Annotated in this window: 18 protein-coding genes; 1 reads left to right on the top strand and 17 read right to left on the bottom strand. The window is 71.4% G+C overall.

Features of this window, described 5'->3' with window-relative positions:
* Positions 1–14: 14 nt before the first annotated feature.
* The 5 genes from JYJ93_RS24095 to mxcK form a co-directional block, all read right to left on the bottom strand.
* On the bottom strand, positions 15–1649 hold the full coding sequence (locus JYJ93_RS24095) for a (2,3-dihydroxybenzoyl)adenylate synthase (protein WP_206795027.1): 1635 nt from the start codon (positions 1647–1649) through the stop codon (positions 15–17).
* On the bottom strand, positions 1646–2935 hold the full coding sequence (gene dhbC, locus JYJ93_RS24090; RefSeq protein ID WP_206795025.1) for an isochorismate synthase DhbC: 1290 nt from the start codon (positions 2933–2935) through the stop codon (positions 1646–1648). Before dhbC ends, JYJ93_RS24095 begins: the two co-directional genes overlap by 4 nt.
* A 62-nt stretch (positions 2936–2997) precedes the next feature.
* Positions 2998–3771: a 2,3-dihydro-2,3-dihydroxybenzoate dehydrogenase gene (locus JYJ93_RS24085; protein WP_206795023.1), complete on the bottom strand. Its 774-nt coding sequence runs from the start codon at positions 3769–3771 to the stop codon at positions 2998–3000.
* A gap of 155 nt (positions 3772–3926) precedes the next feature.
* The gene (gene mxcL, locus JYJ93_RS24080; RefSeq protein WP_206795021.1) at positions 3927–5207 is read right to left on the bottom strand and encodes a myxochelin B biosynthesis transaminase MxcL; all 1281 of its coding nucleotides are present in this window, start codon (positions 5205–5207) and stop codon (positions 3927–3929) included.
* 30 nt (positions 5208–5237) lie between these two features.
* Complete coding sequence (mxcK, locus tag JYJ93_RS24075) at positions 5238–6464, bottom strand: myxochelin export MFS transporter MxcK (protein WP_206795019.1); 1227 nt, start codon at positions 6462–6464, stop codon at positions 5238–5240.
* A 285-nt stretch (positions 6465–6749) separates the two neighbouring features.
* On the opposite strand from mxcK, the gene dhaL reads away from it, so the two are divergent.
* Positions 6750–8450, top strand: a complete 1701-nt coding sequence (gene dhaL, locus JYJ93_RS24070; protein WP_242543911.1) for a dihydroxyacetone kinase subunit DhaL — start codon at positions 6750–6752, stop codon at positions 8448–8450.
* Positions 8451–8456: 6 nt separating this feature from the next.
* Here the strand turns inward: dhaL and JYJ93_RS24065 are convergent, their stop codons facing one another.
* The 12 genes from JYJ93_RS24065 to JYJ93_RS24010 all read right to left on the bottom strand — a co-directional run bounded on the left by JYJ93_RS24065 (position 8457) and on the right by JYJ93_RS24010 (position 22854).
* Complete coding sequence (locus JYJ93_RS24065; protein ID WP_206795017.1) at positions 8457–8927, bottom strand: NUDIX hydrolase; 471 nt, start codon at positions 8925–8927, stop codon at positions 8457–8459.
* Positions 8924–10120, bottom strand: coding sequence for a DUF2380 domain-containing protein (locus JYJ93_RS24060; protein ID WP_330166737.1), 1197 nt, complete (start codon positions 10118–10120; stop codon positions 8924–8926). The genes JYJ93_RS24065 and JYJ93_RS24060 overlap by 4 nt, the downstream gene beginning before the upstream one ends.
* Before the next feature lie 236 nt (positions 10121–10356).
* Positions 10357–11868, bottom strand: a complete 1512-nt coding sequence (locus JYJ93_RS24055; RefSeq protein WP_206795013.1) for a PH domain-containing protein — start codon at positions 11866–11868, stop codon at positions 10357–10359.
* Positions 11858–12343, bottom strand: a complete 486-nt coding sequence (locus tag JYJ93_RS24050) for a PH domain-containing protein (RefSeq protein WP_206795012.1) — start codon at positions 12341–12343, stop codon at positions 11858–11860. Before JYJ93_RS24050 ends, JYJ93_RS24055 begins: the two co-directional genes overlap by 11 nt.
* A 65-nt stretch (positions 12344–12408) precedes the next feature.
* Positions 12409–13104, bottom strand: a complete 696-nt coding sequence (locus tag JYJ93_RS24045) for a VOC family protein (RefSeq protein WP_206795009.1) — start codon at positions 13102–13104, stop codon at positions 12409–12411.
* 15 nt (positions 13105–13119) lie between these two features.
* The gene (locus JYJ93_RS24040; protein ID WP_206795007.1) at positions 13120–14496 is read right to left on the bottom strand and encodes a copper oxidase; all 1377 of its coding nucleotides are present in this window, start codon (positions 14494–14496) and stop codon (positions 13120–13122) included.
* Entirely contained in the window at positions 14474–15898 is a 1425-nt protein-coding gene (locus tag JYJ93_RS24035; protein ID WP_269012406.1) for a TolC family protein, read from the bottom strand. The genes JYJ93_RS24040 and JYJ93_RS24035 overlap by 23 nt, the downstream gene beginning before the upstream one ends.
* A 160-nt stretch (positions 15899–16058) precedes the next feature.
* A complete protein-coding gene (locus tag JYJ93_RS24030; RefSeq protein WP_206795005.1) occupies positions 16059–16712 on the bottom strand; it encodes an isoprenylcysteine carboxylmethyltransferase family protein in 654 nt (217 codons plus the stop codon).
* A gap of 65 nt (positions 16713–16777) precedes the next feature.
* Positions 16778–17323: a sigma-70 family RNA polymerase sigma factor gene (locus JYJ93_RS24025; RefSeq protein WP_206795003.1), complete on the bottom strand. Its 546-nt coding sequence runs from the start codon at positions 17321–17323 to the stop codon at positions 16778–16780.
* Entirely contained in the window at positions 17320–20448 is a 3129-nt protein-coding gene (locus JYJ93_RS24020; protein ID WP_206795001.1) for an efflux RND transporter permease subunit, read from the bottom strand. Before JYJ93_RS24020 ends, JYJ93_RS24025 begins: the two co-directional genes overlap by 4 nt.
* The gene (locus tag JYJ93_RS24015; RefSeq protein ID WP_206794999.1) at positions 20438–21628 is read right to left on the bottom strand and encodes an efflux RND transporter periplasmic adaptor subunit; all 1191 of its coding nucleotides are present in this window, start codon (positions 21626–21628) and stop codon (positions 20438–20440) included. The genes JYJ93_RS24020 and JYJ93_RS24015 overlap by 11 nt, the downstream gene beginning before the upstream one ends.
* Positions 21625–22854 (bottom strand): TolC family protein, encoded by a 1230-nt coding sequence (locus JYJ93_RS24010; RefSeq protein ID WP_269012407.1) that lies wholly within the window; start codon positions 22852–22854, stop codon positions 21625–21627. Before JYJ93_RS24010 ends, JYJ93_RS24015 begins: the two co-directional genes overlap by 4 nt.
* Positions 22855–22887: the final 33 nt, after the last annotated feature.

Here is a 22887-nt window from a genome sequence, read left to right as displayed (position 1 = left end):
GGAGGGCTCCTGTTTCAGGGAGAAGGAGTGGAGAGGGACTGGCGCAGGCTGTCGCGCAGCGCCTTCTTGCTGACCTTGCCGACGCCCGTCTGCGGGAAGGCCGCGACGAACTCGATGCGGTCGGGGATCTTGAACGACGCCAGGCCGCGCTGGCGCAGGAAGGCGTTGAGCGCGGAGGGGGCGGGGGCCTCGCCTCGGGGGATGACGACGGCGCAGGTGCGTTCGCCCAGGAACTTGTCCGGGATGGCCACCACCGCGGCGTCGCTGACGGAAGGGTGGGCGAGCAGGTGGTTCTCCACCTCCTCCGCCGCGACCTTGTCGCCGCCCCGGTTGATCTGATCCTTCGCGCGCCCCTCCACCACGAGGTAGCCCTCGGGCGTCAGGCGCACCAGGTCGCCCGTGCGGTAGAAGCCGTCCGGAGTGAAGGCCTTCGCGTTGTGCGCGTCCGCCTTGTAGTAGCCGCGGATCGTGTACGGCCCGCGCGTGAGCAGGTGCCCCGTCTCACCCGGAGCCACCGGCACGTCGTCGTCGTCCACCACGCGCAGTTCGTCCGCGTCCGACATGGGGCGGCCCTGCGTGGTGACGATGCGCGTCTCCGGGTCGTCCAGCCGCGTGTAGTTCACCAGGCCCTCGGCCATGCCGAAGACCTGCTGGAGCCCACAGCCCAGCGTGGGGCGCACGCGCGCGGCGGCCTCGTCGCTCAACCGGGCGCCGCCCACCTGGAGGACCTTCAGGCTGGACAGGTCGTGCTTCTTCGCCAGCGTCGAGTCCAGCCACACCATGGTCAGCGGTGGCACCAGCGCGGTGACGGTGACGCGCTCGCGCTCGATGAGCGGGAAGGCCACGTCCGGGCTGGGGTTCAGCGCCATCACCGCCGTGCCGCCCGCGTAGAACGTCCCCAGCACGCCGGGCGAGGACATGGGGAAGTTGTGCGCCGCTGGCAGCGCGCACAGGTACACCGTCTCCGAGGTGAACTGGCACACGTCCACGCTGGCGCGCAGGCTGTAGATGTAGTCGTCGTGCGTGCGCGGGATGAGCTTCGGCACGCCGGTGCTGCCGCCGGACAGCTGGAAGAACGCCACGTCGGAGGGCGAAGGGCCCTCCAGCGCCAGGGGCTCCGCGGGCACGGAGGCCAGCGCCGTATGCGCACCCGCGTCCCCCAGCACCAGCACGTGCTTCAGCGTGGGCGTGGCGGCCTTCACCTGCTCCGCGAGCCCCCGGTAGTCGAAGCCACCGAAGCGGTCCGGGATGACGTACGCGACGGCCTCCGTGAAGGCGCAGAAGTAGCCGATCTCCGAAGCGCGGTGCGCCGGCAGCGCGAACACCGGCAGCGCGCCCATGCGGAACAGCGCGAAGATGACCTCATAGAACTCCGGCACGTTGGGCAGCTGCACCACCACGCGGTCGCGCGCGCGGATGCCCAGCGCGTGGAAGCCCGCGGCCATGCGGTCCACGCGCGCATCCAGCTCCGCGTACGTCCAGCGGTGCGTGCCGCCCACCAGCGCCACGCGCGCCCCGAAATCCCGGGCGCGGTCGCGCAGGAGCTGGCCGAAGGTCTCCCCACGCCAGTAACCGGCCTCACGGTAGCGCCGGGCGAAGTCCTCCGGCCACGTGGGGCAGCCGGCCAGGTGTTCCCGAGCGGTGCTCACGGCTGCACCTCGAGGCCCAGGCCCATGGCCTGGAGCATGGTGCGGAACTTGGCCTCGGTCTCCGCGAGCTCCGCCTCCGGCGTGGAGCCCACGACGATGCCCGCGCCCGCGAAGAGGCGCAGCGTGCGCTCATCGGCCTCCGCGCAGCGGATGGTGACCGCCCACTGACCGTCGCCGTTCGCGTCGCACCAGCCCACCGTGCCCGTGAAGTAGCCGCGGTGGAACGGCTCGAGGTTCGCGATGGCCTCGTGCGCGAGCGCCGTCGGGTGGCCGCACACCGCCGGGGTGGGGTGCATGGCCAGCGCCAGCGTCAGAGAAGTGATGGACGGGTCCTTCAGCTCACCCGTGATGCGGGTAGACAGGTGCCACATCGTCTGGGTGCTCACGAGCGACGGGCCCCTGGGCACGTCCAGCGTCTTGCAGAAGGGCCGAAGCGCCTCCGCCACCGCGTCGATGACGACCGCGTGCTCGTGCAGGTCCTTGGGCGACGCCATCAGCCGCGTGGCCCGCGCCTGGTCCTCCACCGGATCCGTGCTGCGCGCGGCGGAGCCCGCCAGCGGATTGGCCAGGACCTGGAGGCCAGAGCGCGCCACCAGCAGCTCCGGGCTCGCGCCGATGAGCGTGCGCCGGCCCGCGCCGGGGGCCGCGTCCGCGCGCTGCGGCAGGTCCACCGCGAAGGTGTACCCATGCGGGTTGCGCCGGGCCAGGTTGTGCAAGAGCTGCCGCAGGTCCACGGGCGCCGCCGTGTCCACGTGCAGGGAGCGCGACAGCACCACCTTGCGCAGCGGGCCCTCCTGCATGAGCTTCAGCGCCGCAGCCACGCCGTCCTTGTACGCGGAGGGCTCCGGCACCGGCCGCAGCGTGTACTGACCGGCCAGGGGAGCCCGCGCCAGGGCAGCCGTGTCGAACACCATGGGCCCCGCGCGCTGGATCGTGTTGGGCACCACGAGGTGCGCCGCCACCTTGCCGTCGAAGGGCACCGCGCCCACCGCCACCGGGATGTCATGCGCCGCGTCCCGCGAGGCGTTGAGCACCGAGGCCACGCGCTCCGGCAGGCCGTCCAGCGAGTTCACCCCGCCCGCGTCCGGCACCGTGGCGAACACGCCGCGCGCCAGCATGGTGCGCTTGGGAGAGGCGAAGAAGAACGCGCCCGCGTCGTAGTCGCGCAGGAGCCGCGAAGAGAGCGCCTCCTGCTCCGGCTCCCGCGACACGGCCGGCGCGCCCACCACGCCGTCCACCGTCCGCGCGTCCGGCTGTCGCTCAGTGATTTTGGTATCAGGAATCATTCTCAACTCGGGACGACGTCTGTGGGAAGGTCAGGGAAGGGGCGGCGAACACCGCGGGCGCGCTACACGCCCAGCGTGGCGCCGCCGTCGATACACAAGTCGTGCATCGTGATGTGCCGGGCCTGGTCGGACGCGAGGAACACCACGGCCTCCGCGATGTCATCCGGCGTGGCGATGCGGCGCAGCGGGATGCCCGTGCGGTACGTGTCCAGCGAGCCCTGGATGACACGCGCGGGGCCGGACTCGTCCGTCCACATGCCCCGCTGCATGGCGGTGTCGGTGGAGCCCGGAGACACGATGTTGCAGCGGATGCCGTGCTCGGCCAGCTCCAACCCCAGGCACTTGGTGAACATGGTGGAGGCGGCCTTGGACGCCGCGTAGGCCGCCATCTGCATGCGCGGCACGCCGGCCGCGTTGGAGCCCACCGTCACGATGGCGCCGGAGCGGCGGGGGACCATGTGCCGGGCCACCGCGCGCGACACATGGAACACGCCGTGGGTGTTGACGGCGAAGGTGGACATCCAGTCCGCGTCGCTCTGCGTGAGCACGGACCCCATGCGCAGGATGCCCGCCACGTTGGCCAGTACCTGGATGGGGCCCAGCTTGGAGTCGATGTGCGCGATGGCGTCCTCGATGCCGTCCTTGTCGCGCACGTCTACCGGGAACGCGGTGGCCTTCAGGCCCTGCTGGCGCAGCTCCGCCACCAGCAGCTCCAATCCCGAGGCGTTCTGGTCGAACACCGCGACGGGCATCGTGCGCGCCAGCTTGCGTGCGACCGCGGCGCCAATGCCTTGCGCCGCGCCCGTCACCACCGCGTGCCCCGTCATCGAAGACATCCGCCGCCCTCCTGGATTCTTTGAATGAAAATGATAACCATTCTCAATTTACGGGCCCGGAAGTGCCATGGCCGCGAATTCCTGTCAAGGTGGCTGATGCATGGAGCCGCCCCATGTCTGGCTTCACGGGCGGTGGTAGAGCGATTGTTTCAGTCTCAGGCGGCGCTGGCCTTGGCGGAGGCTGTCTCGCGGAGCACCTCGCCGGCGGCGGCGATGGTGTGATCGATCTGCTCCACGGTGTGCACGGCGCTGATGAAGTTCAGGTCGCGGCGGAGGAGGACGCCCCGGCGGGCCATGCCGGCCTGGAAGGGGATCATCTGCTCGATGTGCTCGGGGATGACCTTGCTGAAGCGGAAGAAGGGCACGGAGTCGTAGCCGATGACCTCCAGGCTGGAGCCCGTCTCACGCGCGTGGGCATTGACGCCGTCGCGCAGGCGGCGGCCCAGGCTGGCGATGTGCTCCACGTAATTGGTGCGGCGGTACTCGTTGATGACAGCCTCACACACGGCCAGTGAGAGCATCTCGCCGCCGAACGTGGTGGAGACCTGGAGCTCGCTCAGGCGGGAGAGGTACTTCTCCGGGCCGGCGATGGCGGACAGGGGCATGCCCGCGGCGATGCCCTTGGACAGGGTGACGAAGTCCGCCTGGATGTCGAAGAACTGCTGCGCGCCGCCCAGGGCCAGACGGAAGCCGGTGACGACCTCGTCCAGGACGAACAGCACGCCGTGCTTCGCGCAGGTCTCCTTCACCTGAAGCAGGAACTCGCGGGTGACGGTGCGGTTGTACGGGATGGCCAGCAGCACGCAGGCCAGCTGGGCGCCGTGCTTCTCGATGTGCTCGAGGAGCGCGGGCTCGTCCGGGGGCGTGAAGAGGGGCAGGCGCGTGGTGAGCTTCGCGACCGTCGGGGGCACGCCCGGCGTGTCATACATGAAGTGGTCGTGCCAGCCGTTGTAGCCCACGGTGACGATGTGCTCGCGGCCGGTGAGGTGGCGCGACAGGCGCACGGCGGCGGAGGTGGCGTCCGCGCCCGTCTTGAAGAAGCGGGCCATCTGCGCGCCGGGAATCACTTCCACCAGCGCCTTCACGGAGGAGACCTCCACCGGCGTGGGCAGCGAGTGGATGATGCCTTCCGACAGGTGCTTGCGGAGGGTGTCCACCACGGCTGGGTGGTTGTGGCCCAGCATGTTGGCGCCCAGCGCCTGGATGTAATCGATGTACTCCTGGCCGTCTGCGTCCTCCACCAGCGCGCCGTTGCCCCTGGTGAGGAACACGGGGAAGGCGCCGGGGGCGAAGTGGTCCGGCTTCTTCATCATCGTCTGGGTGACGCCAGGGACCCACCTGCGGGCCTCGGCCAGCAGCTGGTTGGAGCGCTCCAGCTTGAGCTCCCCCTCGATGGGACGGGGCAGTGATGGGTGACGCGGCGCTGTCTGGGACATGAAGGGTCCTGGTGAGGGGTGGAAGGGGATTCAGGGCGCGGGCGTCGCGTCCAGTTGCACGGCGCGGCCCGAGAAGGTCCACAGCAGCCCGAGCGCGAGCGCGGAGATGACCACGGCCAGCCAGCCCAGCTGCGCGAAGCCGATGAGCGTGCCGTCCGGTGCGGTGGTGAGCAGCAGGCCGCCCATCCACGCGGCGAGCCCGGAGGCCCCGTCGCTGGCGGCGATGTTAACCGCGAGGTAGCGGCCCCGGAGGGCAGGCGGCACCTGCGACGCGACCAGCGCCATGGTGGGGATGGCGCGGCCGGAGGTGAGCGTCATGAAGAGCACGAAGACGGCGGCCACCACCGGCAGCGGAGACGGAGGCAGGTGGGTGAAGAGCAGGTGCGGCGCCATGGTGGCGACGAGCAGCAGCGCCAGCGCGCGAGCGGGGCCCAGGCGGTCCGCCATCCGGCCAATCCAACGCGAGCTGAAGAAGGTGGCCGCGCCGCCCGCCAGGTACACCCAGGGCAGGTCCGTGAGGGCCAGGCCCACGTTGCCCACCATGAAGGCGCCCAGGTAGGGGATGAGCAGGAAGCTGGCGAACACCACCGTGAAGGTGAGGCCCCAGCCCAAGGCCAGCCGGGGCGTGAAGCCCGGGGTGACGGATGCGCCGGAGGCCTGGGCCAGGAGGTGCCCGTCCACGCGCGGCAGGAAGCGAAGGAGCAAGAGCCACACGACGCCCGCGAGCCCCGCGAGGACGATGAACGGCGCGCGCCAGCCTCCCAGGTTCGCGAGGCCCAACCCCAGCGGCACGCCCGCGACGGCGGACAGCGCGTAGGCCGTCATCACCGTGCCGATGGCCTGCCCCCGGCGCTCCGCGGGCACCGTGTCGATGACGATGGCGATGACGACGGCGCCCATCAAGCCCGCGCAGCCTCCGGCCACGGTGCGGGCGATGAGCAGGCCCGTGGCCCCGGTGGCCGCGCCGCACAGGAGGGTGGCGAGGATGAAGCCCGCGTAGAGCATCAGCAGCGTGCGCTTGCGCTCCAGGCGATCCAGCCAGAACACGCCCAGCACGCCCATGGCTGCGGACGCGAGCGTGTACGCGGACACCAGCGCTCCGAACCGCGTCGCCGACAGCGAGAGCCGCTGCATCAGCAACGGGCCTAGCGGCATCAACATCATGAAGTCGACGACGTGGGTGAACTGCACCGCCGCGAGGAGCCACAGCAGCGTGCGCTCGCGCGGGGCGGAGGATGGAGCATTCAAGACAATCACCTGAATCCAGACGCACGTCGGCCCAGGCCTGTCCTGGCAATGTCAGACAGGGCCCGGCCAGGCCCGGGCGCACTTCGCGCCGGACCGCCGTGTTTTGTTGCGGCTTAGCGAATGATAATGAGAATCATCCTCAGAAATCTTCCGGAGTCAATGGGAAAGCGGGTTCTGTGACGTGAACGTCTCTCCGCGGCCTCGCGGCGTACGTCCGGCTTGACGGTCCGCGATGGGGGCGGAAGGGTGGATGCCGAGCGCAGTCCGTCCCCGTTCGTTCCATCCAAGGAGTCGATGGTGAAGAAGCTCGTCAACGCGCCGCGCGCGGTGGTGCAGGAGATGTTGGAGGGGTTCCTGGCGCTGTCGCCGGGCCAGGCGTTGCTGGAGGGGGAGACGGTGGTGGTGCGCGCGGACGTGCCGGCGGCGCTGGGGGCGCGGAGGGTGGCGGTGTTGTCGGGGGGAGGCAGCGGCCACGAGCCGGCGCACGCGGGCTACGTGGGGACGGGGATGCTGCACGCGGCGGTGGCGGGGGACGTGTTCACGTCACCGAGCACGGACGCGGTGCTGGCGGCGATCCGGGCGGTGGCGGGGACGGCGGGGGCGCTGCTCATCGTGAAGAACTACACGGGGGACCGGCTCAACTTCGGGCTCGCGGCGGAGCTGGCGCGGGCGGAGGGGATTCCCACGGAAGTGGTGGTGGTGGCGGACGACGTGGCGCTGCGGGACACGGTGGAGCCCGAGCGGCGCCGGGGCATCGCTGGCGTGGTGCTGGTGCACAAGGTGGCGGGGGCGGCGGCCGCGGCGGGAGCGTCGCTGGCGGAGGTGGCGCGCGAGGCCTCCGAAGCAGCCGCGGCGCTGGGCAGCATGGGCGTGGCGCTGGGGCCGTGCACGGTGCCGGCGGCGGGCCAGCCGGGCTTCGCGTTGGGGGAGGGAGAGGTGGAGCTGGGGCTGGGAATCCACGGCGAGCAAGGGGTGCGCCGGGTGGCGTTGCAGCCCGCGGACGTGCTGGCGGACACGATGCTGTCCACCATCGTGGAGGACCGGAAGGTGGGCCGGGGCGACCGGGTGGCGTTGATGGTGAATGGGTTGGGAGGCACGCCGCCCATGGAACTGGCCATCGTGACGCGCCGGGCGCTGGCGTTCCTGGCGGAGCGGGGCGTGACGGTGGAGCGCGCATGGCAGGGAACGTTCCTGTCGGCGCTGGAGATGCCGGGGTGCTCGCTGACGTTGCTGAAAGTGGACGACGCGAGGCTCGCGCGGTTGGACGCGCCGACAGAGGCGCCCGCGTGGCCGGGCCGGGGGCAGGTGGTGACGCGGCGCCAGGTGGTGCCCACGCGCGCCGCGCTGCCGACGGTGGAGGGACATCCGAAGCCGCAGCCGGTGATGTCGCGGGTGCGCGCGGCGGCGCTGGCGGTGGCGGACGCCTGGGACGCGGCGGAGGCTCGGCTGACGGAGCTGGACAGCAAGGCGGGGGATGGAGACCTGGGCTTGAGCCTGGCGCGCGGCGCGGCGGCGATCCGCGCGTTGCCGGAGGGGGCGTGGGCCACACCGTCGGGAGCGTTGACGGAGATGGGGCAGGCGTTGCGCCGGAGCATCGGCGGCAGCTCCGGGCCGTTCTACGCGACGGCGTTGCTGCGGGCGGCGCGCTTCCTGGCGAACAAGCCGGCGGACGCGGCGGCCTGGGCGAAGGCGTTCGAGATGGCGGTGGAGGCGGTGTCGGAGCTGGGCGGGGCGAAGCCGGGAGACCGGACGATGGTGGATGCGCTGCACCCGGCGGCGACGACGTTCGTGCGTGCGGTCCGGGAGGGGAGGGAGCTGGGAGACGCGTGGGCGGAGGCGACACACGCGGCGGAGCAGGGCGCGGAGGCGACCGCGAGCATGTCACCGCGACTGGGCCGGGCCAGCTACCTGGGTGAGCGCGCGAAGGGGGTTCCGGACGCGGGAGCCGTGGCGGTCGTGATCTGGATGAAGGCGCTGGGTGGGCGCGCGGGGTGACGCGGCTCAGGCTTCGTTGTCGGGCAGGAGCGTGAGGAGGAGCGCGTCGTCAGGACCCAAGGGGCGCCAGCCGGCCGGAGGCGGTGATGCGAGGAGTGAGTCTCCCGCGCGGCTTACACTCGCCTCATGGGTTTCCGGCGTGAATGCGCCCAATCGGGCAAGCAGCTTGATCACCTGGAATCGGGTCGCCTCATCCGTGATGACGGGCCAACCCTCGGGGAAATCCCCTGCCACTTCGCGCGCGAAGACATCTCGCAGCAGGCGAGTTACCTGCCGACGCTGCTCCGCCTCGGAGAGCAGACCCTGGAAGACCTGGATCGCGGCGACATCGTCCCTGCCAAGCTCCTGGGCGAGTTCAAGGAGGGGAACGGTGGGACGCGAGTTGGCGAATTCCGTGAGCGAGGCGTGGCCGCGTTCGTGGACTCGCTCGTACAGTCGAACCTTCCAGTTTCCCTGCCACGAGCGTCCGTCGGTCATCGCCGTCTCGCAGGAGCGAAGCTCAGCGGAATGTCATAGATGTCCATGTACTGCGCCACGATGTCCAGGACCTCGTTTCGCGTCAACGTCCGGCCGAGACGGGTTTCCGCTTTGCGGAGTTCACTCATGATGAGTTGATTCCACTCCCTGGGCCACATGCGGCCCAGTCTCCAGTCGCCTCCGCCGTGAATCGCTTCGTGGTGTGACTGCTCCAGCCGGACGCAGAACTGGTCGATGTCCATCTCACCCGTGAACCCGCGCTTCTCGAACCACTCGCGATGCTCCTGCGGCAGGACGTGGTGCCTGGGGGCGCTGGACATCCCGGCTCCGGCCCTGCCGGTCTCGTGCATGGCGCGGACTTCGGGGCTGTCTCCCAGTGCCTCGCGGACACCCTTCGGCAGGTCCTGCTTCGCCTGCGACATCAGCACCTGACCCGCGTGGATGCGGACCGCGGCGCTGACGACGGGCGCGGAGATGACTCCCGCTTGTACCAGCCTGCGCATCCGCTCGACCCATTCGGCGGTGACGACGACGCGCGAGCCCATCATCACGCCTCCCGAGCCCATCACGAGCCCGACTCCCAGCGTGACGGGAGCGGCGGGCGGCGGCCTTGGCAGCGTCGCCTTCAGGGCTGAAACCAGCGTGAGCATTTCGAGGACCTGGGCCGCCGCGACGACGCGACCGCCACGCTCCATCGCCACGCGCGCGCCTTCCTGGATGGATTGGAACTCCAGGGTGAGCTGCCCCATCAGTCCGGGCATCGCTGTCGCCGTGGCCTGCACCTTGTCGGGGTCCATGGACGCGAGCGCTGTCATCGTGGGCTCGATCCGCTTCTGCACTCGGTCCAGGTCCACGAACAGCCGCTCGACTCCGTAGAAGGGGCAGTCCTTCTGAATGACCTCCGCGAGCCGCAGGAAGTCGATCCATGTGGCCAGAAGCATCGCGCCACTCATGACCGCTTCGAGACGCGGACCTGTCAGGCGGAGGATGGCCGCTCGCATGTCCGCGTCCTCAACCGACTCCGCGGCGCCCGCGAGCGACGTCACTCTCGCGGTCGTGCCCCGCAGCCATGGCACCTGGATGGCGCCGTAGTCGGTGTACCGGGTGAAGACGCCGTCGGAACCTCCCAGGCCCTTCGTGTTCTCCGCGAGCCTGGGGAGCGTCCTGGCGACACCCTCCACCGTGCCCGTCACGTCCTTGAGGGCTTCGATGACTGCTTGATGGATGAGCGGATCGACTGGGTCGGCAGCCGGGCGGATCCGGGGGGCCGCAGTTCGCCGTCGCTCCGGGATAGCGTCGGATGCGAAGGCCGCTCTCTGGCGGAACACCCGCGAGCCACTGCGACGCTCAGGCGCCTCCACGCCCGCGCATCCCGAGACCAGCAACACCGCGCACAACACCCAGACCCCATCGCGCATGGGCTCGGGGCCTATCCGGGAATCCGTACAGGCGCCACCCGGCGCGCGGGACGCCGGGCCGGGAGTACGTCGATGAGCGACTGGGCTTCTTCCCAGCCCACGCTGGGCAGGATGACGTGTGAACCCGCGACGTCGATTCGCACGTGCCCGATGCCGTAGCCGCGCTCCAGCGGTCCCTGTCTTGCTCTCACGGACTGGATGCGCGCGCGCTGCACCACCGTCGTGCGCCTGCGCCAGAAACCCTGGCGCACCACCACCAGGGCCTCCGTGATGAGCCATCCCTGGAAGCGCCAGTCGAACCAGGCTCCCAACAACTGCGCGGGCAGCAGGAGCCAGGCCACCGCGCCCCAGGCTCCCCAGAACCAGGTCGCTGGCGCCGCCACCAGCACGCTCAGGCCCACCGCGCGGATCCTTGCCCGCAGGAGTGCCTTGGGATGCGCTCGCTGGAATGGCATGGCGTCGGGCAACTCCGGCACGAACTCCCGCAGCAGCTCCGGCATCCGCGCCGTGGGCACCACGGGCACCAGCAGCTCCGCGCGGTCCGCGGCTTCCTTGCCCGTGCGGACGCCCGCCGTCTCCACCTCCACCGAACCGAAGCCCAGCGTGCGGCGCAGGAGCGGTTCGTCCAGCACCACCTGCTGGATGCGCGCACGCCGTACCGTGACCTGCCTGCGGGTGATCAGTCCTCCCACCGCTCGCAGGTGCGTGCCCGTGTCCACCAGCCGGAAGCCGTGGAACTGCAACACGGCGCGCGCGCCGCTCACCAGCCACAGACCGAACAGCCCCGCGAGCGCCGCCACCGCCGCGGCCAGCCAGCCCATGCCCGGCGCCGCCACCGCGTTCCAGTGCGCCTCCATCCACGGCAGCAGCAGCTTGTGGAAGGTCTCCGTGATTTCATGCAGCGCGCCCATCACCACCGCGATGACGCCCAACCCCAACGCGGTGGCTCCGTAGAGCAGCAGGTCTCCCAGGTGGGCCTCGGAGAGCACGCGCTCCTCCGGCGCGGCTTCTCCGGGCAGGAGCACCGTCGCGGGGCCTTCGCCTCGCACGGTCTGGAGCGCGTGGATCAACGCCTGTGCTTCCTCCGGCGTCAGTCCTCGCAGGTGGCCGTCCGCCTTGCCTCCGGAGGCCGTCTCCACCTTCACCTCCACCAGCCCGAGCAGCTTCGACACGAAGGGCTGCAAGACCTCCGTGTTCTGCACCCGCGCGGCTTCGATGAAACGTGAGGTGCGCGTGAAGATGCCCGATCGGATCTCCAACTGGGCGCCCACCATTCGATAGCTCAGCGTCGCCACTTCGTAGAGCCCGGCGGCGAGCAGCAGCATCGCCAGGGTCAGCACGATCACCCAGAGGACCACCGGCAGGCCGCGCTCACCCGCGAAGTACGTGGGCAACAGCGCGCCCAGGAGCATGCGGCCAATCGTCCCCGACAGGGGCACCAGCGCCGCGAGCGGCGCCTTCGCGCTCAGCCGCTTCCAAGGCACCTCCTCCGGTGCGGCCAGCGCCACCGGCTCAGACGACATCGTCGGCCTCGCGCCGCACCAACCGCTCGCGCAGGAAGTCCGCGGTCTCCCGCGTCAGGCCGGGGATCTCTCCGTCCGCGCCACTGCCCGCCGCCGTGTAGATCTGCAGACGCGCGAGCCCCAGTGAGCGCTCGATGGGGCCCTGGTGCACGTCCACGTGCTGGATGCGCCCCGCGGGGATGGACACCACCTCGTGCAGGAGCACGCCGTGGGAGATGACCAGGTCGTGCTCGCGCAGCGCCCAGCCCCAGCGCTCATGCGCGCGCTGCGGATACCACGCCGTCAACACGCTCAAGCCCAACACCACCGCGCATGGCAGCAGGAACGGCCAGCGCTCGTTGCCGGCGAAGCTCAACCCCAGCGCCACGGCGAACGCGACTCCCCCGTAGATGGCCATGCGCAGCAGCGCCCGGATGCGGAACAGCATGAGCGCTCCGCGAGGGAGGCGTTCCAGCGTCGGCAGGGGGGCGGTCATGGAAACCTCCGGGGGGAGGCCCGAATCTACTCCATCAAGCCCGTGAAGCTGAACTGGGCTTCATGTCACGGCGCCTGACGCAGGCCGAACGCGGCCCGGTGCGGGTCCTCGCACGCGGCGACACGTGTTCCATCGGGCATGACGTGGGGGCCGTTGTTGGCCACGACTCCGCCACCTTCGACGACCGTCGCGAGTGCTCGGTCCAGGTCGTCGGCAGCGAAGTAGAAGAGCCAGTGCGGATGGATGTGCGGGAGGCGCGCGGTGCTGCACGCCGCGCCAACGTTGCGCCCGTCCTCGCGCCAGGTGAACTGTTGATACGTCCCGACCTCGGGAGCGAGCTGGAGCGCTTCCGTGGGCCGCCAGCCGAACAGGTCGCGGTAGTGGGCGAAGGCTCGGACGTGGTCGGCCGTGTGCAGTTCGTGCCACGCCAACTCGCGGTGCACCTCACGCCCGGCCCGGGAGGTCAGCGCGACCACGGCACCCAGGGGATCCCTCAGCACGGTGGAGGCGACACCCTCCGCGGACCTCCGGGGCGGTCCGAGCCGCTCCGCTCCGAGCGCGACGAAGCGCTGCACGGAGCGCTCCACGTCGGCGACGCCGATGTGCCCCAGCCAGTGACTCGGGGCACCGCGAGCGGCGGCGGCTTCGGGCAGTTGGGAGATCTCCTGCACGAAGTGCGTCCCCAGCACGCTCACGTAGAAACGTCGTGCCTCGTCGGGCCTGGGAGACCGCAGTTCGTACCAACAGAAGCCGTTCGTCATGGGCTGCTCGTAGCGCTAACGCGCCTCCACGTCGATGCCGTCCCGGCGCAGTTCGTCCTCCAGCGCGAGCTGGGCCAGCGTCCCCTTGGGCGGCGTGTACCAACCCGGATCCCCATCGCCGTCCAGCCGGTCGCGCACCTTGAGGATGGTGAACATGCCTCCCATGGTGATCTCGTCGTACGGGCCCTTGCCTCCGACCATGGGGATGGAGTTCGCGGGCATGGGCATGTGATGCATGCCCGCCATGTCGCCCATGCCCGTCTGGCCCATCGTCATGTAGCCGGGCAGCAGGGGGCGCACCTTCGTCGCCAGGCCTTCGGGCTTCACGCCAATCATGTTCGGAATGTCGTGGCCCATCTGGTTCATCACGTGGTGGGTCATGTGGCAGTGCATGGCCCAGTCGCCGGGCTCGTCCGCCACGAACTCGATGGTGCGCGTGCTCCCGGTGGGCACCAGCACCGTCGTCTCCGGCCACTGCGCGCTCTCCGGGATGCGGCCTCCGTCCGTGTCCGTGATGCGGAACTGGAAGCCGTGCAGGTGGATGGGGTGGTGGTCCATCGCGCTCAGGTTGCCGAAGCGGATCCGCACCCGCTCGCCCTTGCGCACCACCAGCGGCTCCGTGCCGGGGAACGCCTTCGCGTTCATCGTCAGGATGTTGAAGTCCGTCATCTCGTTGGGGTCCGGACGCATGGTCCCCGGGTCGATGCGCCACTCGTGCAGCATGATGGCGAAGTCGCGGTCCACTCGCGGGCCCACCGGCCTGCGCGGGTGGATGATGAACAGGCCCACCATGCCCAGCGCCATCTGCGTCATCTCGTCGTGGTGCGAGTGGTACATGCACGTGCCCGACTGCCGCACCGTGAACTCGTAGCGGTACGTCTCTCCCGGCGCGATGGCCTTCTGGTTCAGCCCGCCCACGCCGTCCATGCCGCTGGGGAGGAGGACGCCGTGCCAGTGCACCGTCGTGGACGCGGGCAGCCGGTTCGTGACGTAGAAGCGCACGCGGTCGCCCTCCACCACCTCGATGGTGGGCCCGTGCACGTGGCCGTTGTAGCCCCAGCACATCGCCTTGAGGCCGGGCGCGAACTCGTGCTCCACCTCCTGGGCCACCAGGTGGAACACCTTCACGCCGCCCACGAGCTTCCACGGCAGCTTCGCCCCGTTGGGCACCACGACGGGACGGTAGCCCTGGCCCGCCGGGGCCGCTTCGCGCGGGGCCTTCGCGACCGGCACGCTGGATTGCGCCTGGGCGGGGCGCCCGTGCATCAGCAGGGCGCCCGTCGCCAGCGTCGCGCCCGTGCGCGCGAGCAGACCCCGGCGCGTAAGCCCGGGGGAGTTGTCGGAGGCCTCGGAGTGAGCCTGGGTTTCGTCAGTGGGCTTCATGGTGCTCATGGGTGGGCTCGGGCGAAGGAGTGGGAGTCGGAGCGGGGGCGGGGGCGGCGGTGGACGGCAGGCGTCCTCCCACGAGCCGCTCCAGGTCGGCCCGCGCCATCCAGTAGTCGCGGACCGTTTCCAGGTACGCCCTCCAGGCCTCCACCTGCTCGCGTCGCGCGAGGAGGAGGGCGGGAAGGCCGATCTGCATCGCGTTGTACTGGCGCTGGGATTCCTCGACGATGGTGGTGCGCAGCGGGAGCACGACCTTCTGGTAGCGCTCCGCCATGTTCCGCAGCGTCACCAGCTTCGCCCTCGCCGCGCGCACCTCCGAGCGGGCGTTGACGGCCAGCTCCATCAGCCGGTTCTCGCCCTGGCGGTGCTGCGCCTCCAGCTTCGCGATGAGCGCCTGGCGTTGATCGAAGATGGGCAGCTCCAGCGACAGCGTGGGGCCCAGCAGGCGCGGACCGTTCGCGTCCTGGTGCGTGTGCACACCCACGTCCACGCGGCCGAAGAAGCGCGTGCTGCGCGCCAGCTCCAGCGCGTTCCATAGCAGCGACGTCTGCTTGCGGGCCGCGTCGATGTCCAGCCGCTGCCGCATGGCCAGCGTCTCCAGGTGCTCCAGCGAGGACTCGGCGGCGGGGACCTCCGGCAGCTTCCGCGCCAGCTTCCACTGGACCCTCGCGCCGTACAGCCCCATCAGGCGCGTGAGGTGCTCTCTTGCGTCGACCAGCGCCAGCTCATCCTGCGCCAGCTCCAACCGCGCCTGCTCCAGCGCGGCCTGTTCGGTGGCCAGGGCCAGCACCGTGATGTTGCCCGCGGCGCGCTGCCGGGTGGACAGGTCCGCCGCCGCGTCCGCGGCCTGGAACACCTCGCGGCGCAGCGCGACCAGTTGCTGCCGGGCCTGCACCTCCGTGAACGCCTGGCGGACCTCCGCCGTGGTGGCCAGCGCCTCGTGCGCGACGCGCAGCGTGTCCGCCTGGAACTGCTCGCTCGCCACGCGCTTGCGCAGGGGCAGCGTGAAGAGGTCCACGAAGCTCTGGACGATGGAGAACTCGTGTTCGTTCACGCCGTCCGAGGTCAGCGGGAAGCCGATGCTCCCGTCGAAGGACGGGTTGGTGAGCAGCCCGGCCTGCACCATGTCCGCCTGGGACACGCCCAGGTCCTCATACGTCGACTGGAGGGCGGGGTTGTTGAGCAGCGCCACCTCCACCGCGTGATCCGACGTGAGGTCGCCGGCCAGCAGGGCATCCAGGTGCTGCTGGACCTGCGCGTCCTCTGGCGTTCCCTGGTTCCAACGCGTCTTCAAGCCCGTTCGCTCCTCCACGAGCGCCGCCACTTCCTGGTGACCGCGCTCCTTCTGGATGGACGCGCAGCCACCGAGCAGCAGAACCGCGAGGAGCCAGGGGGATTTCCAATGCACACGAGACCTCGAAAATGGATGTGCCTGTACGGCAGCCAGGACACCGGCGCCTGTCGAGCAAGGGCCGGGCCACGGCGTCAGGTATCGCAAGCCCACGGAATGACAGCGTCTTGAGGCGCACGCTTGCATGGGCGCTTCGTGCGAGGTGTGACCGCCCACGTCACACTGTGATGCGCGGCGCGGTGTCCACGCCGGGCGCTCCGAGCCGCCCCACGCCGGGGACGAAGCGGCCCACGCGCGCCGCGTAGCGCTGATAGGTGGCGCCGTGCAGGCGCAGCAGGTGGTCCTCCTCCAGCCGCACCTGGAGCGACACCAGCAGCACGTAGTCGAGCCAGCCCATCACGGTCCACGCGCTCGGGGTCGCGAGCGCCATGCCCGTCACCACCACGAGCATCCCGCTGAAGATGGGGTTGCGCACGACGCCGAAGAGGCCTCCCGTCACCAGCTCCGTCCGGTCCGAGTCGATGCCGATGCGCCACGACGCGCCCATCTCCACCTGGGCCCGCACGGTGAAGACGAACCCCAGGGCCACCAGGGCCCAGCCCGTCCACCGGAGCGCGTCCGGCACGCGCCACACGCCCAACGCCTGCTCCCCGAAGGCGAGGTGCGCCGCGCTCCAGAGCACGATGGCGCCCATGAACAGCGCCATGCCCACGCCGATGACCCGCTGGAGCGGCGGGCCGGAGCGGTGGAGCACCAGCGCCGGGCGGCCCGTGCGGCGGCGCAGACGCACCGACGGCAGCACCATGGCGAAGAGGAGGAAGGCGAGGGTGGCGGCGGGCAGGGCCGGCCGGGTGAAGGTGGCGACGTCCATGGGGTGACCTCCAACTGCGTTCACCCCGCTGACGCCCGGCCCCGCGCGCTCTTACACCTGATTTTTCACGCGGGCGCGCAGTCGCAGTCCACGCAGCCCTGCGCGCAGCAATGGCCGCACAGCTCCACCAACTGCGCGCCCAGGGCCTTCCGGGCGCGGTGCAGGCGCACGGCGGCGTTGTTGGCGGAGAGGCCCGCCTCCCGCGCGTACGCGGCCACGCTGAGCCCCTCCAGGTCCACGCGGCGCACGGCCTCCGCGTACTCGGGCTTGAGCGTCCCCGCGAGCCCCGCTACGCAGCCGCACACCGTCGCCTCCAGGCCGTGGGCGTCCTCGGTGGACAGCGGCTGCTCGTGGGCCAGGGACTCCAGCGCGGCGCCTTCACGCTGGCCCCGGCGGTAGCGGTCCACCAGGGCGTTGCGCAGCAGCCGGTAGAACCAGGCCACCGCGCTCTGCTCCTCGCGCAGGGCGCCTCCCTGTTCCATGCCCTTCACGAACGCGGACTGGAGCACCTCGCGCGCCGCCTCCTGGCTCCCCACGCGCGGCGTGAGGAAGGCCAGGAACGCGTGGTGATGGCGCAGCAGCGCGTCCATCGCTTCCGGTGACAGGCTCATGCCGGGAGCTTTCTGGCAGCCCCGCGGGCCGCGAGGCGCTCCTGGAAGCCGTGCACCAGCGCGTAGAACGTGGGCAGGGCCAGCAGCGTGAAGAGGGTGGACGTGACGAGCCCGCCCACCATCACCACCGCCAGCGGACGTTCAATCTCCGTCCCATGCAGCGGCAACACCAGCAGCGGCAGGAGCCCGAGGATGGCCGTGCCCGCGGTCATCAGCTTGGGCCGCACGCGGCCGATGCTCGCCTCGCGCACGGCCTCCGCGAAGGGCTTGCCCCGGCCCATCAGGTCCTTCGTCTGCGCCACCAGCACCAGGCCGTTCTGCACCGCGATGCCGAACAGGCCGATGAGGCCCACCAGGCTGGAGACGTTCCAGGTCTCGCCCGCGAGGAGCAGCGCGAGGATGCCGCCCACGAACGCGTCCGGCAGCGTGGCCAGGATGACCAGCGCCTCCGCCACGGAGTCCAGCGCGAGGTACAGCAGGACGAACACCGCGAGGAGCGCCAGCGAGATGGCCACCGTCAGCGCCTGCGCCGCGCGCTCCTGGCTCTCCACCTTGCCGCCCACGTCCACGAAGTAGCCCGTGGGCAGCTTCAGCTGCGTGGCCAGCACCTCGCGCACCTCCGCCGCCGTGCTGCCCAGGTCCCGGCCGGACACGCCCGCCTCCACCGCGATGCGCCGGCTGCCGGCCTCGCGGCGCACGCTGCCCGCGCCGGAGGTCTCCTCGATGGTGGCCAACTGGCTCAGCGGGATGCGCGTGCCGTCGTGCCCGTCCACCAGCAGGTTGCGGATGGCGTTCACGTCGCCCCGGCGGTGGTCCGCCAGCCGGAGCACCAGGTCGTAGCGGCGCTGGCCCCGCAGGATCTGCGACGCCTCCTCACCCACGAGCCCCACGCGGACGGCCCGGATGACGTCCCCGGGCGTCAGCCCCACGCGCGCCACCGCCGCGCGGTTCACCGTGACGCGCAGCTGCGGCAGGCCGCTCAGCCGCTCCACCCGCAGGTCCTCCACGCCGTCCACCTTCGACATCAACGCGCGCGTGCGCTCCGCGAGCTCCGAGAGCGTGTCCAGGTCCGGCCCGAAGACGCGCACGGAGAGGTCCGCGGGGCTGCCGCCCAGCCCCTCGTCGATGCGCATCCCCAGCGGCGTGGTGAAGAGCACCGACACGCCGGGCACCTTCTCCAGGGCCTCGCGCATCCGAGACTCCAGCGTCTCGCGGCCTCCGACGCTGTCCTTCTTGAGGACCACGAGCACGTCGGACAGGGTGTGGGGCATCGGGTCCTCGGTGCGCTCGGCGCGGCCGGTGCGGCGCACCACGTCCTCTACCTCCGGGAACCCGCGCAGCACGTCCTCCACGCGGTGGTTGAGGCGGTCCACCTCGTCCAGTGACGCCTCCGGCGGAAGCACCGTCTGGAGCAGGAACGCGCCTTCATCCAGCCGGGGCATGAAGTCGCTGCCCACCATGAAGGCCAGGCCGAGCGCGGGCACGGTGATGGCCAGCGCCACCACGCGCACCAGGCCCGCGTGGCGCATGCACCGGTCCAGCAGCGGCGCGTACACGGCCTTCACCTTGCGGATGAGCCACACGTCCTCCGGCGAGTCCTCCTTCGGCGCGCGCAGGAGCAGGCCCGACACCACCGGCACCAGCGTGAGCGCCAGCGCGAGCGACGCGGCCAGGCACGCCACCACCGCCGCCGCGAGCGGCTGGTACATGCGCCCCTCGATGCCCGTCATCGCGAAGAGCGGGATGAACACCGAGACGACGATGAGCGTGGCGAAGGCGATGGGACGGCCCACCTCCATCGCCGCCGCCAGCGCCTCATCGCGCACCGTGCGGCGGCCCTTGCCCTCGCGCAGGTCGTGGATGACGTTCTCCACGACGATGATGGCCGCGTCCACCAGCAGGCCCACCGCGATGGCCAGCCCGCCCAGCGTCATCGTGTTCAGGCCGACGCCCGCCACCTTGAGCAGCAGTCCCGCCAGCGCCAGCGACAGGGGCAGGGTGAGCGTGACGATGAGCGCCGCGCGCCAGTCCCCCAGCAGCAGGAAGAGCACGCCCACCACCAGGAACGCGCCCAGCAGGATGGCCCGGCCCACGCCTCCCAGCGCGGAGCCCACCAGCTCCGACTGATCGTAGACGACGCGCAGCTGCACGCCCGGCGGCAGCGAGCGCCGCAGCTCGTCGATGGCCGCGCGCACGCCCTCGGCCACCTTCACGGTGTCCGCGCCGAACTGCTTGCTCACGCGGCAGCTCACCACCTCGCCCTCCAGCCGGTGCGCCATGCCCCGGCGCGGCGCGGGGGCCTCGCGCACGTCCGCCACGTCTCCCAGCAGCACGGGCGTCCCGTCGCGCAGCGCGACCACGGTGTTGTTCAGGTCCTCCACCGTCTCCGCCCGGCCCACCGCGCGCACGGCCCACTCCATGGGGCCCTGCGTGACGAAGCCTCCGGAGGCGTTGACGCTGGCGCCCTCCAGGCCGTGCTGGACCTCGTCCAGGGTGATGCCGCGCGCCACCAGTTGATCCGGATCCAGCAGCACCTGGAACTGGCGCAGGTAGCCGCCCAGCCGCTCCACGCCCGCGACGCCGGGCACCGCGAGCAGCCGGTTCTTGATGTCGAACTCCGCCAGGTCGCGCAGCGACATCAGGTCCGCGCTGCCGGGCTCCGCCTCCAGCGTGAACTCGAAGACCTCGTTGAGCCGGCCGGTGAGGCTGGACACCAGCGGCGTGTCGGTGCCGGGCGGCAGCTCGCCCGCCGCCTGCGCCACGCGCTCCGCCACGTACTGGCGGCTGCGGAAGTAGTCCGCGTCCGGCTCGAACTCCACCGTCACCTGCGTGACGCCCAACTGTGAGGTGGAGCGGATGCGGCGCACCTCGGGCAGGCCCGCGAGCGCCACCTCCATGGGGATGGCCACCATCGTCTCCAGCTCCTCGGCGCCCATGGCCGGGTTCTGCACGATGACGTTGAAGATGGGCGCGGACAGATCCGGGAACACGTCCTGGCGCAGGTTGCGCAGGGCCATCGCGCCGAAGGCCGCCAGCGCCAGGACGACGAGCACCGTCAACCCGGGCCGGGAGAAGGACGCGCGGAGGATGCGCCCCGGCAGCGTCGTGCGGGTTTCAGTGTCCATGCTCGTCACCTCCGCCCTGGGACTTCTCCACCTCGGCCTTGAGCAGGAACGCGCCCTCCACCACCACCTCGTCGCCCACGGCGAGCCCCTTGAGGACCTCCACCTGCGTGCCCAGGCTGCGGCCCCGGCCCACCTCGCGCTGCTCGAAGACACCTGCCTCCGGCGTGGGCAGGAACACCACCCAGCCGTTCTCCAGTCGCTGGAGCGACGCGGTCGGCACGGCCGTGAGCGTGGCGCCCGGATCCCCCAGCGGGATGGACGCCGACGCGGACATGCCTGGCCGGAGGAGCCCCTTGCCGTTGTCCAGCTCCAGCCGCACGGGGATGGTGCGGCTGTGGGGATCCACCCGCTGCCCCACGTGGCCCACCTTCGCGGCGAACTCCTGGCCCGGGAACGCGGCGAAGGTGACGCGCGCGTCCGCGCCGGGCTTCAAGCGCACGGCGTCCCGTTCGAACGCGTGGACGATGAGCCACAGCGACGACAGGTCCCCGATGCGGAAGAGCGCCTGCGAGGGATCCGCCATCTGCCCCAGCCGCGCGGCGCGCTCCACGACGGTGCCGCCGATGGGCGCCTTGAGCACGAAGCCGGACGTGCCTTCCCCTCCGTTGCCCGCGCCCAACGCCGCGAGCGCGGCCTTCGCGGCGGCGACCTCCGCCTCCGCAGCGGCGGCGTCCGCTTCAGCGGCCTGCGCGTCCTTGCGCGCGACGATGCGCTCCTCGGCCAGCGTGCGCTTGCGGTCCGCGGCCTGCCGGGCGGCGGTGGCGCGGGCCTGGGTGGCCTGGAGGTCCGCGCGGGCCCGGCCCAGCTCCGGGCTCTGGAGCTCCGCCAGCCGCTGGCCCTGCTTCACCGCCTGGCCCGTCGTCACGGCGACGGAGGCCACGCGCGCGGAGACCGGCGAGGACACCTCCGCGTACGCGTCTTCACTGAAGGTCAGCTCGCCCAGCGCGGTGACGCTCTCTCCGCCCGGACGGGCCTCCACCTTCGCGGTGGTGACGCGCAGGTCGCGGAGCATCTCCTGGGGGACGTGCACGTGGATGACGTCTCCGGACTCGACGTGGAGCTTCTCCTCGGCGGCCTCGTCGTGGCCGTGTTCGCGCGCGTCGTCGTGCTCCGGCTTGGGGGACTTGCAGGCGGTGAGGCCCACGAGGACGGACAGCAACAGCATCAGCGTGGGCTTCATGGCTGGACTCCCGTTTCCACTTCCAACTGCACACGAGCAAGGGCCAATCGCAGCAGGCCTTCGAGCCACGCGGCCCGCGCCTCCAGCGTGTCGCGACGAACGAGGAGGAAGGCCGCGAGGTCCATCTCCCCGGCGTCATAGGAGCGCTGCGCCAGCGCCTCGTTGTCATCCAGCAGCGGCAGCACCTCCTCCAGTTCCCCGAGGGCGCCGAGGCTCGCGCGGTAGCGGAGCTTCGCGGCCTGGACCTGGGCGGGCACGACGGCGCGCGCGGCGGCGAGCTCCTGCCCGGCACGGCCCGCCTCCGCTTCACCCACGAGGCGCGCCTCCTGGCCGCGAGCGAAGAGGGGCAGGGGCACGCTGAGCGTTCCCAGGAACACCGTCTCGTCCGCCTCCTTCTGGTAGCGCGCGCCCACCGTCACATCCGGCAGCACCTGACGCCGGCCCAGCGTCGCGGCGGCCTTCGCCTGGACCTGCTCCTGCTCCAGGGCCACCAGGTCCGCGCGTGCTCCCTTGCCGTCCGGCACCTCCCGGACGGGCGCCCGCGCGAGCGACCGTAGATCATCGTCGTAGGTGACCAGGGGCCTCGCGCGGTAGCCCGTGCGGACCTCCAGCTCCTCGCGCAGCGCGAAGACCTCGCCGGCCGCGACCTGGGCCTCCGCGCGGGCCCGGGCGTGCGCCACCTTCGCCACGTTCACGTCCACGGCCGGAACGTCACCGGCCGCGTAGCGCCGCTCCGTGGCCTGCACGGTGCGCGCCGCCGCTTCCGTCGCGGCGTCCACCAGCTTCTTGCGTTCCCGGGCCTGGAGGAGGCGCAGGTACGCCGCGGCCACGTCCCCCAGCAGGAGCCGCTCCGCGTCGCGCAGGCGGGCCTCCTCCATGGACAGGCCCGCGCGCGCCGCCTCGCGCCGCAGGCCCTGCTTGCCGCCCAGTTCGAAGGGCTGCGCCAGGCCCACCGCGAGGTCCAGGCCGTGGTCGCCATCGGGGAGCCGGCGCGAGCCCACCTGGACGTCGAGCTGGGGGTTCTCGCGCAAGAGCGGCGCGGCGCTCGCCAGGGGCCCCTGGGCGGCGCGCACGCGGGCCCGGGCCTCGATCAGCGCCGGGGCGTGCTCGCGCGCCAGGGCGAAGACGTCCTGGAGGGTGAGGGGAGAGGGATCCGCGCCACCAGGGCGCGGCCAGAGCATGACGGCGGCCAGCCCGAGGGCGGCCGTCGCGGAACGGATGGACACGGGAGAAGACCTCTTCGGAAAAGGAGGCCGCGC

It is taken from the genome of Corallococcus sp. NCSPR001, assembly GCF_017309135.1.
Lineage (GTDB): Bacteria > Myxococcota > Myxococcia > Myxococcales > Myxococcaceae > Corallococcus.
This window is presented reverse-complemented; position numbering and strand designations above follow the sequence as displayed.